Source organism: Enterococcus sp. DIV1096b (assembly GCF_050498765.1).
Classification (GTDB): Bacteria; Bacillota; Bacilli; order Lactobacillales; family Enterococcaceae; genus Enterococcus_D; species Enterococcus_D entomosocium.
This window is the reverse complement of sequence record NZ_JBMHEK010000001.1, coordinates 323757-337850: the sequence shown is the minus strand read 5'-3', so window position 1 is coordinate 337850 and position 14094 is coordinate 323757. Positions and strand designations below refer to the sequence as shown.

General features: G+C 44.3%; 12 protein-coding genes. 3 read left to right on the top strand and 9 right to left on the bottom strand.

Annotated elements, in window-relative coordinates:
• Nucleotides 1–2: 2 nt before the first annotated feature.
• The 5 genes from IGJ17_RS01625 to IGJ17_RS01605 all read right to left on the bottom strand — a co-directional run bounded on the left by IGJ17_RS01625 (nt 3) and on the right by IGJ17_RS01605 (nt 4556).
• Complete coding sequence (locus tag IGJ17_RS01625) at nt 3–800, bottom strand: TIGR00282 family metallophosphoesterase (protein ID WP_010748642.1); 798 nt, start codon at nt 798–800, stop codon at nt 3–5.
• 149 nt (nt 801–949) lie between these two features.
• Nucleotides 950–2185, bottom strand: a complete 1236-nt coding sequence (gene pepT / locus IGJ17_RS01620; RefSeq protein WP_008376304.1) for a peptidase T — start codon at nt 2183–2185, stop codon at nt 950–952.
• A 37-nt stretch (nt 2186–2222) separates the two neighbouring features.
• Nucleotides 2223–2645, bottom strand: a complete 423-nt coding sequence (locus IGJ17_RS01615; protein ID WP_008376307.1) for a methylglyoxal synthase — start codon at nt 2643–2645, stop codon at nt 2223–2225.
• A 118-nt stretch (nt 2646–2763) separates the two neighbouring features.
• Nucleotides 2764–3540 (bottom strand): Cof-type HAD-IIB family hydrolase, encoded by a 777-nt coding sequence (locus tag IGJ17_RS01610; protein WP_429961044.1) that lies wholly within the window; start codon nt 3538–3540, stop codon nt 2764–2766.
• Nucleotides 3541–3758: 218 nt separating this feature from the next.
• Entirely contained in the window at nt 3759–4556 is a 798-nt protein-coding gene (locus IGJ17_RS01605) for a formate/nitrite transporter family protein (protein ID WP_005227159.1), read from the bottom strand.
• 367 nt (nt 4557–4923) lie between these two features.
• On the opposite strand from IGJ17_RS01605, the gene rpsD reads away from it, so the two are divergent.
• Nucleotides 4924–5535: a 30S ribosomal protein S4 gene (gene rpsD / locus IGJ17_RS01600; RefSeq protein WP_005227158.1), complete on the top strand. Its 612-nt coding sequence runs from the start codon at nt 4924–4926 to the stop codon at nt 5533–5535.
• Nucleotides 5536–5684: 149 nt separating this feature from the next.
• On the opposite strand, the gene spx is transcribed toward rpsD, so the two are convergent.
• The 4 genes from spx to IGJ17_RS01580 all read right to left on the bottom strand — a co-directional run bounded on the left by spx (nt 5685) and on the right by IGJ17_RS01580 (nt 9900).
• Nucleotides 5685–6134 carry a transcriptional regulator Spx gene (gene spx, locus IGJ17_RS01595; RefSeq protein WP_008376310.1) on the bottom strand — a complete coding sequence of 150 codons (450 nt, stop codon included), beginning with the start codon at nt 6132–6134 and terminating at the stop codon, nt 5685–5687.
• 50 nt (nt 6135–6184) lie between these two features.
• On the bottom strand, nt 6185–6586 hold the full coding sequence (locus tag IGJ17_RS01590) for an Asp23/Gls24 family envelope stress response protein (RefSeq protein WP_005227156.1): 402 nt from the start codon (nt 6584–6586) through the stop codon (nt 6185–6187).
• Nucleotides 6587–6872: 286 nt separating this feature from the next.
• Nucleotides 6873–8306: a peptidoglycan DD-metalloendopeptidase family protein gene (locus IGJ17_RS01585; RefSeq protein WP_429961043.1), complete on the bottom strand. Its 1434-nt coding sequence runs from the start codon at nt 8304–8306 to the stop codon at nt 6873–6875.
• Between the two features lie 232 nt (nt 8307–8538).
• Entirely contained in the window at nt 8539–9900 is a 1362-nt protein-coding gene (locus IGJ17_RS01580; RefSeq protein WP_016619617.1) for a citrate/2-methylcitrate synthase, read from the bottom strand.
• Between the two features lie 235 nt (nt 9901–10135).
• On the opposite strand from IGJ17_RS01580, the gene acnA reads away from it, so the two are divergent.
• Nucleotides 10136–12832 carry an aconitate hydratase AcnA gene (acnA, locus tag IGJ17_RS01575; protein WP_429946977.1) on the top strand — a complete coding sequence of 899 codons (2697 nt, stop codon included), beginning with the start codon at nt 10136–10138 and terminating at the stop codon, nt 12830–12832.
• Nucleotides 12825–14075, top strand: a complete 1251-nt coding sequence (gene icd / locus IGJ17_RS01570) for an NADP-dependent isocitrate dehydrogenase (RefSeq protein ID WP_429946976.1) — start codon at nt 12825–12827, stop codon at nt 14073–14075. The genes acnA and icd overlap by 8 nt, the downstream gene beginning before the upstream one ends.
• Nucleotides 14076–14094: the final 19 nt, after the last annotated feature.

Sequence of the window (14094 nt, the reverse complement as noted above, 5' to 3'; positions counted from 1 at the left end):
TCCTATTCTGTAAACGGGCGATCTTCACTGATTTGGATCGGACGGATCGATTTTGCTTTACCAGTGGCTTCATCAATCTCAAGCAAGCAAGCCGACAAAATACTGCGGCCTTTTTCAATCACTTCAAACCGTTGCGGCAACGCCGTCAAAAATTTTTCAATGACTGGTTCGCGTTTCATTCCCAAAATCCCATCATAAGGACCAGTCATGCCGACATCTGACAAATAAGCCGTTCCTTGGGGCAAAATCCGCGCATCGTTGGTCTGTACGTGGGTATGCGTGCCGACGACTGCCGAAACTCGGCCATCCAAATACCAGCCCATCGCTTGTTTTTCGCTAGTAGTCTCCCCATGAAAATCCACAAAGATAAACGGTGTACGTTTGCGGGCAATCGCAACCAATTCATCCATTTTGCGAAACGGATCATCAAGGTCGACCATGAACGAGCGAGCTTGCATGTTGATCACCGCCAACTCAATGGTGTTGACTTTCACAAACACCATGCCGACCCCCGGTGTTCCCTCTGGAAAATTGGCTGGACGAATCATTTTCTTCGCATCGCCAATAAATTCAAAAATGTCACGGTTGTCCCATGTATGATTGCCTAATGTCACGACATCGACACCATCTTGCAAAAATTTCTTATAAATTTTACCAGTGATCCCACGACCCGCCGCCGCATTCTCGCCGTTCGCGATCGTCACCTGTGGTCGATACGCCTTCTTTAATTTGGGAAGGTACTCCGTGATTGTTTCTCTTCCTAATGAACCAACTACATCTCCAATGAATAATACCCGCACACATTTTTCCTCTTCTCTTTTAGCTTCTTTTCTATTATAAGGGTTTTGGTCCAGAAAAAAAAGGTTCTTTCACTTGCTGTTCTTCCTTGCAGCAAAACAAAAAAACACGCTAGACTTTTTCGCTTTAGTCTAGCGTGTTGCCGCGTTCTCTAGGAAACGGTAGTGTCTTCTTTCCCGACATGTTCCACGATCGCCACGATCAAATCACGGGCTTTTTCCATCGCTTCCACGGTAATAAATTCATACTGGCCATGGAAGTTTTCACCGCCAACAAATAAGTTCGGTGTTGGAATGCCTTTATAGGTGATTTTCGAGCCATCGGTCCCGCCACGAAACGGCGCTTCGATCGGTGTCACACCAATCGCTTGCATCCCTGCTCGGGCAGCTTCGATACTGCGGGGATCTTTCTTGATCAAATCCCCCATATTGTAATATTGGTCATACAGCGTATAGGTGATGCGTTCTTGCCCATAGGCTGTGTTCAATTCGTCAATGATCCCCACGATGTTAGCTTTTCGCTGTTCAAAAAGCATATGATCGTGATCACGAATGATATAAGAAACTTCTGCTCGACCAATATGTCCCGTCAAATTGTGCAGTAGGTAAAAACCTTCATACCCGCGGGTGCGTTCAGGAACTTCCTCTGCTGGTAAGGCATCGTCGATTTGATGCGCGATTTTCAAGGCGTTGACCAAACGACCGTAAGCAGTTCCAGGATGCACACTCGTACCATCAATCGTTATATCAATACGAGCAGCATTAAAGGTTTCATATTCCATATGCCCCACACGACCACTGTCCATCGTGTAAGCAAATGCCACTGGAAAATCCGCCGCATCAAAGCGATCAGCGCCAGTCCCGATCTCTTCGTCAGGCCCAAAAGCGACCCAGACATCGCCACGTTTATGCGCATCCATCGTTTGTAAGATTCGCAGCGCGTCAATGATCTCTGCGATACCAGCTTTATCATCTGCACCCAGCAGGGTCGTTCCATCCGTTGTGATCAGCGTTTCGCCGACATAGTCTTTGAGATTAGGAAATTCAGCAGTTGTCATATAAATGGCTTTTTCTTTATTTAAACAAACATCCTTGCCATCGTAATTTTCATGGATCTGCGGCTGAATATTTTCAGCTTCGAAATCTGCCGTGTCTACATGGGCAATAAAGCCAATCGCCGTTTTTTCAGGATTACCAGGTAGACGTCCGATCACAAAACTATTCTTTTCATAGTAAGCAACATCCGCTACCCCCATCTCGATCAACTGATCTTTCAATAAAAGAGCCAACTCAACTTGTCCCGGCGTCGTTGGGATGGTCTGACTCGTCGCATCTGAGCGAGTATTCATTTTTGCATAGGTCAAAAAATCCTTTAAGATTGCTTTCAATTCTGCACGTCCTTTTTCTTCAATTCTTCTACTATCTTTATAACGACAAGGGACGATTGTCCGTTTCGTGGATCACTTGTCGAAAATCAGCAAAGCCAGCTGCTAACCCCCGCAACAAGATTTCTGCCGTTCCCATATTGGTAGCTAAAGGAATCTCGTACACGTCTGACAAGCGAATCAATGCCGTTACATCTGGTTCATGGGGTTGCGCGGCTAAAGGATCGCGCAAAAAGATCACCATGTCCAAGTCATCTTGCGAAATCATGGCGCCAATTTGCTGATCTCCTCCCAGCGGCCCTGATTTGTAGCGGTGGACAGGCAACTGGGTTGCTTCTTCGATCCTCTTCCCCGTAGTTCCTGTTGCGAAAAGTTCATGCTGCGCTAAAATTTCTCGATAGGCAGTCACTAATTTTACCATTACATCTTTTTTTCGATCATGAGCAATCAATGCGATTTTCATTTGCTGCATTCCCCCTTTTTTCTATTGTACCAATTTATTTTCTTTGCGACCGAGAAAAAACAAAAAAACATAGCACAGATGCCGTAAACCGACTGTGCTATGTCTAAAGGATTCCTTTTTAAATCAGTTGTAATTCTTTCAAGGCTAACCAGATGCCATCTTCATCATTGCTAGCGGTCACCATATCTGCGACTTGTTGGATCTCAGGGACCGCATTGCCCATTGCCACACCGACACCTGCGGCAGTCAGCATTTCACGATCATTTTGGCCATCACCAAAACAGATCACATCTTCTTGCGCTATCCCTAATTGTTCCGCGACGCACAGGATCGTTGCTGCTTTGGAGCCTTCTTTTGGAACGACATCCACACTGTTTTCATGCCAACGCACAAAACGCAGTTTGCTGTATTTCTCGTCAAAGAAATGCTCATACTCTTTTCCGTAAAAAGCCAATGCTTGATAGACTTCTTTTTCTTCGGGAAAATCCATGTCCAACTCAGGAAGTTGGGCACCAAAAGAATGCATCGCTGCTTCCATTTTAGCAATATCCAAAGAAGACGCTCGTTTCGCTGTATCCATCCCGACAAATGCCGTGTCGATCCCAAGCTCTTGGGCTTCTGCCACGAAAGCAGCCAATTGCGTTTCATCGAGTAAGTTTTTATACACCTGCTGATGCGAAAGAAAAGCAGCTGCGCCATTACATAAAATGTAATTATCAAAGGACAACGAACGAATAAGATCTTGAGCGTGGAAACGACTGCGTCCAGTGGCAACGGTCACGAAATGGCCAGCATCTCGTAAAAGATCAAGGGCTTTTAGCGTACTGTCTAGTGGCTGTTTGTTCGAGTCAAGCAAGGTTCCATCAATATCAAAGGCAAAGAATTTCCGATTCATAAAAGGTTAAGGCTCGCTTTCTATTAAGAAGTAACTAAGATTTTGGTCTTGGTTGCGGTCATTTTTACAAAAAACAGCAAGAAAAACCGTACATACTTATTCTTAACATAAATAGGCGCTGATTTCAACGCTCCGTTAAGGGATGATGGCTTCTTCCTGGAGAAATGTTAGAGAAAAGAAAAAAAAGAAGCATCGCTGCTTCTTTTGGTAGGTTCTAATTAGTCGACATAGGTCGATTTTGAGTTGTTCAACCATGCATAGCCCAGCCCCATGACCAAGCCACCGCCGATATAGTTACCGATAAAGGCAAAAACTAAATTATGGATCACACTGCCGACAGTCATACCTGCCAAGTGTCCGCCTGAAGCCCAGAAAGCTAAGGTAAACGCTGGGAAGTTAGCAATAACGTGTTCGAATCCTAAGAAAGCAAAAATGAAGATGATGAAAATGATTGCTGCAACTTTTCCGGCATCGTCTTTCATTCGCATGCTTACTAGAACAGCTGTGTTTACAACGATATTGGCGAACATCGCTTCTACTAAAATTTGGATGGTCGATTTTTCTAATTTCGCAGTGATCGAGGTCAGCATAAAGTTGTCTGCGGTCAGCCCTTGAAAAGGACCTGTCAGTGCAACGATTGAGCCGAAGATCACCCCGCCGATCAAGTTGAACAAGACACACGTAAGCAAAATTTTCAATGCCAAAGGAATACTTAGACGTTTACGGTAAACCCCAACAGTCATATACAACATATTCGATGTTCCTAATTCTGCGTTCATATAAAGAATCATGACTAAAGACCAGCTAAACATAAATGCATACAAAATTTTTCCTAACCCGTGAACCATTGATTCACCTTTCATAGCGATCGCAAAAGCAATAGCTGTTCCGAGGGTCAAGAATAAACAAGCCATCATCGCACGTACAGCGTAACGCAAATAACTACTCTTGATCAAATCGATTTTCTTTTCTATGGATGAATCGATCTTCTCAAATAATGGGGATACTGGATTCATTTTTCTACTCCTTTTATGAAAAATTTTACTTCGTTATAATTTGCACAATACTTCCATATTCTAATGACGAAATGCTGATTTGTAAAGAGATATTTGAAAATATAAGTAATTAATGAAAAATTTCAAGCTTTGTTTTCATCAAATCCAAAGCCAGCTCCATCTTGACTTTTGCCCCTAGTTTGTCGTATACTATTCCTTGTGTAAAATAATGCAGCAGGAAAATAACAGCTCGTCACCAGTTCGTTGCCCCTCGGGTGCAATTGCGTAACCGCGGCTGCAAAGGTGAAGATTGAAGAACGAACTGCACGAATGTGAGTTTTTCAACGGATTATTTTACTCCAAACTATTTTATTGGAGGAACTAAATTATGTCTCGTTATACAGGACCATCATGGAAAATTTCTCGTCGTTTAGGAATTTCTTTATCAGAAACTGGAAAAGAATTGGCACGTCGCCCTTACGCTCCAGGACAACACGGACCAAACAGCCGTGGCAAAAAATCAGAATACGGCATGCAATTAACTGAAAAACAAAAATTGCGTCATATGTATGGCATGAACGAACGTCAATTCCGTACATTGTTTATCAAAGCAAGCAAAATCAAAGAAGGTAAACACGGTGTTAACTTCATGATCTTGCTAGAACAACGTTTAGATAACGTTGTTTACCGTCTAGGTTTAGCAACTACTCGTCGTCAAGCACGTCAATTAGTAAACCACGGTCACGTTTTAGTTGATGGCAAACGCGTTGATATCCCTTCATACCACGTTGAAGTTGGACAAGTCATCAGCGTTCGTGAAAAATCACAAAACATCTCAACAATCAAAGAAGCAGTTGAAGCAACAGCTGGCCGCGCGTCATTTGTAAGCTTTGATAGCGAAAAATTAGAAGGTTCATTAACTCGTTTACCTGAGCGTGATGAATTGTCTGCAGAAGTTGACGAAGCACTAGTCGTTGAATTCTACAACCAAAAACTTTAAGATTTCAACCGACACGATTCCTTTTTGGAATCGTGTTTTTTTGTGGAATCAACGGATTTACTGATCCTCTTAAGAAGACCCTTGAAAAAATACCAAAAAAACCGACAATGATACATCGCTGTATTCATTTGCCGGTTTTGTTCCTATTATTAGATAAAGTTCGCAACAGATTCGCCTTCTTCTTGCTTTTGGCGATAATTAAACATGAGCAGCTCTGTTTGGCGTCGTTTGAAAATGATCTTTCGTAAGTTTCGTGGCACGAATTTACGAATGTCTTCTTCATTGTACCCCACTTGGAGCTTGTTCTCATCTAAGATAATTGGCCGTTTCAATAAGTTCGGGTATTGTTCGATCAATGAAAGTAGCTCTTCTAGCTTCAACTCTTCTAAATCGATGTCTAACTTTTGGTACACTTTCGAACGAGTAGATATAATGTCTTCCGTTCCATTTTTTGTTAAAGAAAGAATCTCCATTAGTTCATCACTATTTAATGGATCGCTAAAAATGTTTCTCTCTTTAAATGGCAGTTCATTTTCGGTCAACCATGCACGGGCTTTACGACATGACGTACAGCTGGGTGTTGTATATAGTGATATCATTTGTTTATTCTTCCTTTCTCTTTGATGTACTTCGATTTTTTGCGTGGTGCTCAACCTTCGATTTGATCGATCGTTTCCTGTTTGACGATATCGGCGATTCGAATATTGATCTCTTTAACTTTTAAAGAAGTCAAGCGACTGATTTCTTCTAAAACCACTTCTTGGACTTGCGCAAAGAGTTTAGGGATATCTTTGCCGTAAGCCACGATTACTTCCAAATCAACTGCAACCTCTTCTTTGCCAACTTCCACATCGATGCCAGAAGCGACTTGCGGCTGTTCTTCAAGGTTTTCGGTCATATCTGAAAGAAATCTGCCATTTACACTAATCAAGCCATCAATTGACTGCAAAGCGACACCAACAATTGTTTCAATGACTTTTTCTTCAAAGGACAGTGGACTTGCTTGCGCTGCTTCATTAGACACATTCGTTGTTTGCTGATCGTCAGTCATTTTTCACACTCCTTGGTTAAATAAGAAAGGATACTAGAGACATCGCAAAGTCGCATACACGACCTTGTCTAAAGTGGACATTCCTCTTGGGAATTTTTTTCCCTACCTTTCTAGCATAAATTCTTTTTGTTTTTTTTACAAAGAAAAACACTTGTTTTCGGAATAAATTTATCGTGCAAGATAAAATGAATGCGCTAAAAAAATCTCGAAGCATAATTTTCTTGAAATGATTCGTTTTTCTTGACAAAAAAAAGAAAGCAGCTACACTGCTCTCTTTTATTCTTTGTTATTTTGACAAGGCATCTAATGGATCAATCAGTTGATGCCGGGTTAAACTAGGTGAAAGACTAACTTCAAAATGCAAGTGAGGACCTGTACTGTTCCCCGTACTTCCCATGGAAGCAATCACTTCGCCTTGTTCGACCGTTTGACCGACTTCCACTAAATTGCGATGATTGTGCGCATACAATGTCGTCAGCCCATCTTTGTGCTCGATAGCAACATAATTCCCCCATGAAGAATGATACTCTGAGCGGATCACCGTTCCTGAAAGACTAGCCATGATCGGCGTTCCTTGCGGGGCGGCGAAGTCCACTCCACGATGAAACCCATTGCCTCGTGGACCAAAGACAGAAGAGACAACTGGATTGCTGACAGGATAGATCATCTGTTCGCTGCCTGTCGGTAATTCTGGTTTCTCTTTGTCATAACTCGTCAGAGCATATGCTTCGATCAGCGCATTTAGCTTCTCATTGTATTGTGTATCTGATGCATAACGCCCGGTCAGATATTCCGTGGCATCTTCATAAGACTCCGTTTCTGATTTCCAAACACCTTTATAAAAATTCGGATTGTGGTCCAATCCTTCTTTCAACAATTTCGCATAATCTTTCAAAGAAGATTCGATACTGTCATATTGGCGAAACGTGGCATGAACTGTGTATAAATTACCGGAACCATCGTCTTCTTGCGTTTGGAAGGAAATCCCATTCCCTTCATAAAGTCCCTTAATACCAAATAGGTTATAAAAAGGCTCCTGGCTCAGACGACTTCTTCCGCTACCAGACTCTAAAATCGCTTGTGCAATCATGACCGATGCGTAAAGATCTTCTTCTTGTCCAACTTTACGAGCATCTTCTCCAATCTCCATAATAAAGTCCCACGTTTCTTTGACTGGCGTGACTTCAAATTTTGCTGGCTCATCTTCTTGCGGCGGCGTTACCGTCAACTCTGGTACGTTCGGTACTTCTTTGATGTCAGGCGAAGGCTGGCTTGGTGTTGATTCTGGCTCTGGATTTGGTGTTGTCTCTGGTTCTGGGTTTGGTGCTGGTTCTTCTGGTTCTGGCGCCGGCTCAGGTGTTGGTTCTGGCTCTGGATTCGGCTCTGGATTCGGCTCTGGATCAGGATTTGGTACCGGTTCTTCTGGTGTTGGTTCTGGCGTCGGGGTTGGTTCCGGTTCTGGCAATGGTTCTGGTGTTGGCTGTTCAGGAACAGGTGTTGACTCTCCTGGAACTACTTCGCCGTTTTCTCCTGGTACCGTTGCGGCATCTTCAGGGACCAAGCCCATTGTTGGCCCGTTCACTCCCGGAACCGTTGACTCAGCTGTATTTTGACCAGCAGTAGACTCGCTCGTTAAAACAGCCGCAGCCGCTGATACTGGCAGCAATGTTGAAAATTGACTGGTAATAATGGCAATTGCCATCCATTTCTTTATTTTCATTCGTGAACTTTCCTCCTTTATTCCTCCCTCTATCATACAAAAAATGCAAGAAACTTTGTAATCAATTTTTGCATTCCTATATGAAAAAGGAGAAATACTTGATTTTTCTAACGAATGAATGATCCAAGCCATTCATTTGCTCTCTAGTAAAAATACGCAAAAACAGCTCAATACCATCTTTTCAAATGTCCAAAACAAAAACAGCAGCGAGCGTCCTCCCTGCTGTTTTGATCTATCTTGACTCTATATCGATATATTCGCGATCATTTGACACTTCTTTATAGGCGGGGCGCATGATTTTTTGTGCGTTGACCAGCTCTTCGATCCGATGGGCGGACCAACCAACGATCCGTGCAATAGCAAACATTGGTGTATACAGTTCTTCTGGTAGATCCAACATGTTATAAACAAACCCGCTGAAAAAGTCGATATTGGCACTGACTCCTTTGTAGATTTTGCGCTTTTCATTGATGACTTGAGGAGCAATGCGTTCGACCATCGTATACAATTGATATTCTTGCCAAGCTTCTGATCCTTTTTCTTGTGCCAGTTTGGCTACATAATTTTTAAAGATCGCCGCACGAGGGTCGTTGTCGCTGTAAACCGCGTGGCCCATGCCATAAATCAATCCTTTACGGTCAAATGCTTCTTTATCTAGGACTGCTTCCAAATAAGTGCGGATGGCCTGTTCATCGGTAATATCAGCAACGTTGCGCTTCAAATCTCCCATCATTTCCGTCACTTTGATATTGGCGCCACCGTGTTTAGGTCCTTTCAAAGAACCTAGCGCTGCAGCAATCGTTGAATAGGTATCCGTCCCACTGGAGGTAACGACTCGTGTCGTAAAGGTCGAATTATTCCCGCCGCCATGTTCCATATGCAAAACCAGTGCCATATCCAATGTTTGGGCTTCTTGGAAGCTATATTCTTTCGTTGGACGCAGCATAGTCAAAATCGTTTCAGCTGTACTCAACTCTTCGGTCGGGCGGTGGATGTACATGCTCTCCCCTTGATTGTAATGATTGTAGGCATGATAGCCGTAGATTGCCAAGAGTGGAAAGACACTGATCAGCATCAGACTTTGTTCCAACACATTTTCAATACTGATGTCATCTGCTTGCGGATCATAACTTGCCAGTGTCAAGATACTGCGCGATAAACTATTCATGATATCAGAAGAAGGTGCTTTCATAATGACGTCACGAACAAAATTGGTCGGCAAAGTACGTTTTTCTGCTAATAGGCAATGAAATGCCGCAAGTTCTGTTTTGTTTGGCAGTTCGCCGAAAAGTAATAAATATGCAATTTCTTCAAAGCCAAAACGTTTCTCATTGACGAACCCTGCTACTAACTCATTGATGTCAATTCCGCGATAACGCAGCTCGCCACAAGCTTCAACTGGCTTGCCAGCAATGATTTTTTCTGGATAAATGGTGGAGATCGTCGTAAGACCTGCTAAGACCCCCGTGCCATTTAAATCCCTCAGTCCACGCTTTACATCATATTCTGAATAAAGATTCATATCTATCAAATTGTATTTCTGACATTGCGATGCAAGATAGGACAATTTCTCTTTCTTTTCTAATCTTTCCACGGTGATGTTACCTCCAATCTTTCTACAAACTATCGAATACAATGTTATTTAACCGTATACAAACATCGTTAAAATAGTCATCCTATAAAATCGTTGCTTTTTAACAAACTTTCACACATTATAGCACGATGTTTAGAAAATGAAATATTTTTCATAAATTTAATTGATTTTTTAAATTATCAACGTATAATTATTCCTAATAAGTACGATTATCTTCGTAAAAAGGAGGATTCTTATGAAGTGGCAAACTCAACTCACCGTCAATGACACCCAATACACGTATATTGACTTAGCGAAAATCACCCAAGACTTAGGGGCTGATTTATCTCGCTTGCCCTACTCCATTCGAGTTTTATTGGAAAGTGTTGCTCGTCATCAAGACGAGGAAATTACAGAGGATTATTTACCATTTTTAGCGAATTGGCAGGCAGAAAGCCCTACCGGTGTCGTGCCATTCAAACCAGAGCGGGTCGTCTTGCAAGACTTTACTGGGGTGCCTGCAGTCGTTGATCTGGCTGCCATGCGGGATGCGATGGTCGCTTTAGGCGGTGCCGCAGAAGACATCAATCCTGAGATCCCCGTCACACTCGTCGTCGACCACTCTGTGCAAGTCGATCAAGCCGGTACGCCCGGGGCGATCGCTTTTAATACGGAGCGGGAATTTGAACGCAACGCAGAACGCTATCAATTCTTGAAATGGGCACAAGGTTCTTTCGACAATTTCGAAGTCGTTCCGCCTGAAACAGGGATCATTCATCAAGTCAACATCGAATCATTGTCTGATGTGATCTTGCAAAAAACACACGAAGAACAACGTCTGCTGTTTCCTGATACATTGCAAGGAACCGATTCTCACACCACGATGATCAACGGTTTGGGGGTCCTCGGTTGGGGGGTTGGCGGTATTGAAGCGGAAGCTGCGATTCTTGGCGAACCTTCTTTCTTTCCTACACCTGAAGTCATCGGGGTGAAATTTATCAACGAGATGCCTGCAGGTACCACAGCTACCGATTTAGCACTAAAAGTAACCGAAGTGCTGCGGATCGAAAAAGTGGTTGGAAAATTTGTCGAATACTTTGGCCCGGGCTATGGTCATTTGAGCTTAGCCGATCGGGCGACATTAGCGAACATGGCCCCTGAATATGGTGCCACTTGCGGTTTTTGTCCGATCGATCAAGAGACCTTGAACTACTTGGCAACGACCGGGCGCTCCAGCGAGCTGATCGAACTCGTTACCGCTTATGCCAAAGCCAACCATTTCTTTTATGATGAAACGACCGTGCCGACCTATACTAAGGCGATCACCATTGATCTAGCAGAAGTTCAGCCGGCATTAGCGGGCCCCAAACGCCCGCAAGATCGGATTTTGCTTCCAGCAGTCCGTCAGGATTTTGAACAATCAGTCACGGCAGCCGTTGGTCCCAAGGGCTTTGGACTTTCGGAGGATGAATGGCAAAAAGAAGCCAGCGTTACTTGGCCAGATGCTGCAGCAGACAAATTAGAGACCGGCGATATCGTTTTGGCGGCGATCACTAGCTGTACGAATACTAGCAATCCTTTCGTCATGCTCTCTGCAGGCTTATTGGCCAAAAAAGCCATTGAAAAAGGTTTGACCGTCCCTCGTACGGTCAAAACCTCCCTTGCACCTGGCTCCCAGATCGTGACCACCTATTTGCAAAACAGTGGTTTGCTGCCGTATTTAGAGCAACTCGGCTTTTATTTAGTGGGCTACGGTTGTACCACCTGTATCGGAAATTCCGGTCCTTTAGAAGCGCCGGTCGCTGAAGCAATTGAGGCGGAAAATCTACTGGTGGCGTCGGTTCTGTCAGGCAATCGGAATTTTGAAGGAAGAATCCATCCACAGATCAAAGCCAACTATTTGGCTTCGCCGCCGTTAGTTGTTGCCTATGCGATCGCTGGCAGCATTCGCAAAGATCTTACAAAAGAACCATTAGCTATCGTCAATGACGAGCCGGTGTATTTGTCTGATATTTGGCCTAGCAATGAAGAAGTCAATGCTTACGTTCAAGAATACGTCGGACCAGAAGCATTTCGCGCTGCCTATGAGCATCTTTTTGATGCCAATGAACGCTGGAATGCGATCGAAACCACCACGAGCGCATGTTATGAATGGGAGGAACAATCTACTTACATTGCTCATCCACCCTACTTTGAAACATTGACCAAAGAATTGCCTAAACCAGATGTCTTAGCCGATCTGAAAGTCTTGGCAAAATTGGGCGATTCCGTCACCACTGACCATATTTCTCCTGCCGGCAGCATCAGTATGGATTCAGCAGCCGGAAAATTTTTACAAGAAAAAGAAGTTCCATATCGTGAATTCAATTCCTTTGGTTCGCGGCGCGGCAATCATCAGATTATGATGCGGGGGACTTTCGGCAACATCCGTCTGCAAAACCAGCTGGTTCCTGGCAGTACTGGCAGTGTCACGCATTATTTTCCAACTGGGGAAACCTTGTCGATATTTGACGCCGCTACGAATTACCAAAAAGCCGGCCAAAGCTGTATCATTTTAGCTGGTAAAGATTATGGCATGGGTTCTTCTCGCGACTGGGCCGCCAAAGGGACACAATTGTTAGGCGTTAAAGTCGTCTTAGCAGAAAGCTTCGAAAGGATCCATCGCAGCAACTTGGTCATGATGGGGATCATTCCTCTTGAATATCTGGCTGGTGAAAGTGCCACCTCTTTTGCTTTAGATGGCAGCGAAACATTCTCGATCGCTTTGCCAGAAGAGCCAGCGGTCAAGCAGCTGGTCGAAGTCACTGCGCAACGGACCGACGGAGGGACTGTCTCCTTTATGACCCGTCTACGCTTTGATGCCCCTGCAGATATTCGCTATTGGAAGCATCAAGGAATTTTGCCAATGGTCATTCGAAAAAAAGCGGAATTAGGAGGAGCTGCCCATGTCTAACCAAACAACCCATGAAGCAACGACGATCACCATTCCTTACATTGCAGGAGACGGCATCGGTGCCGAGATTTGGCAGGCTGCGCAACCTGTGATTGATGCAGCCGTGAATAAAGCTTATGACAATCAGCGCCACATCGAGTGGCTGGAAGTTTTAGCTGGAGAAGCCGCCTTTGAACAGACAGGGGAATGGCTGCCGCAAGCAACCATCGATACGATCAAGGCCCAGCAATACGCCTTGAAAGGACCGTTGACTACCCCGATTGGCGAGGGCTTTCGCTCCTTGAATGTCACCTTACGGCAGACCCTGGATCTTTATGCCTGTGTCAGACCTGTTCGCTATTTTACAGGGGTCCCTTCGCCTTTAACACAGCCAGAAAAAACCGATATGGTGATCTTTCGAGAAAATACTGAAGATGTTTATTCTGGCATCGAATTTGCCAAAGACGACGATGCAACACAGCGTTTGATCCAGACACTGCAAGCAGACTTTGCCGTCAAGGCGATTCGTTTTCCTAAAACTTCCGCTATTGGCATCAAGCCGATCTCTTTAGAAGGCAGTCAACGCTTGATCGCTGCTGCCATTGAGTATGCGATTACTCAAAAGCGACCCACGGTGACACTGGTGCATAAAGGCAATATCATGAAATTTACAGAAGGCGGATTTAAAAACTGGGGCTATCAGCTTGCAGAAACCACGTACGCCGACCAGTGTTTTACAATGAATCAATACAACAAAATCAAAGCAGAAAATGGTTCAAAGGCAGCCGAAGCCGCCCTTGCCTCGGCCAAAGCGGCTGGAAAGATCGTTGTTAACGATGTGATCGCCGACAACTTTTTACAGCAGATCCTTTTGTATCCAGAAAAATTCGATGTCATTGCCACTTGTAATTTGAACGGCGACTACATTTCTGATGCACTCGCTGCACAAGTTGGCGGCATCGGGATCGCCCCCGGCGCCAATATCAACTACGATACTGGGGCAGCCATCTTTGAAGCTACCCACGGAACGGCACCGGATATCGCAGGACTTGGCAAAGCCAATCCCTGTTCACTGCTGCTATCGGCGTGCATGCTATTAGAACATTTGAACTGGCCGGAAGCTGCTGCAATACTGACGCAAGCCATTGAACAAGCCTTGCAAAGTCAGCACGTCACTGCCGACTTCGCACAGTTGATGCCCGAAGCCGTCTGTTTAACGACACAAGCGTTTGGTGAACACCTCCTTCAGCTGATCCATTCGTAAACTCAAGCTGTGATTGAGC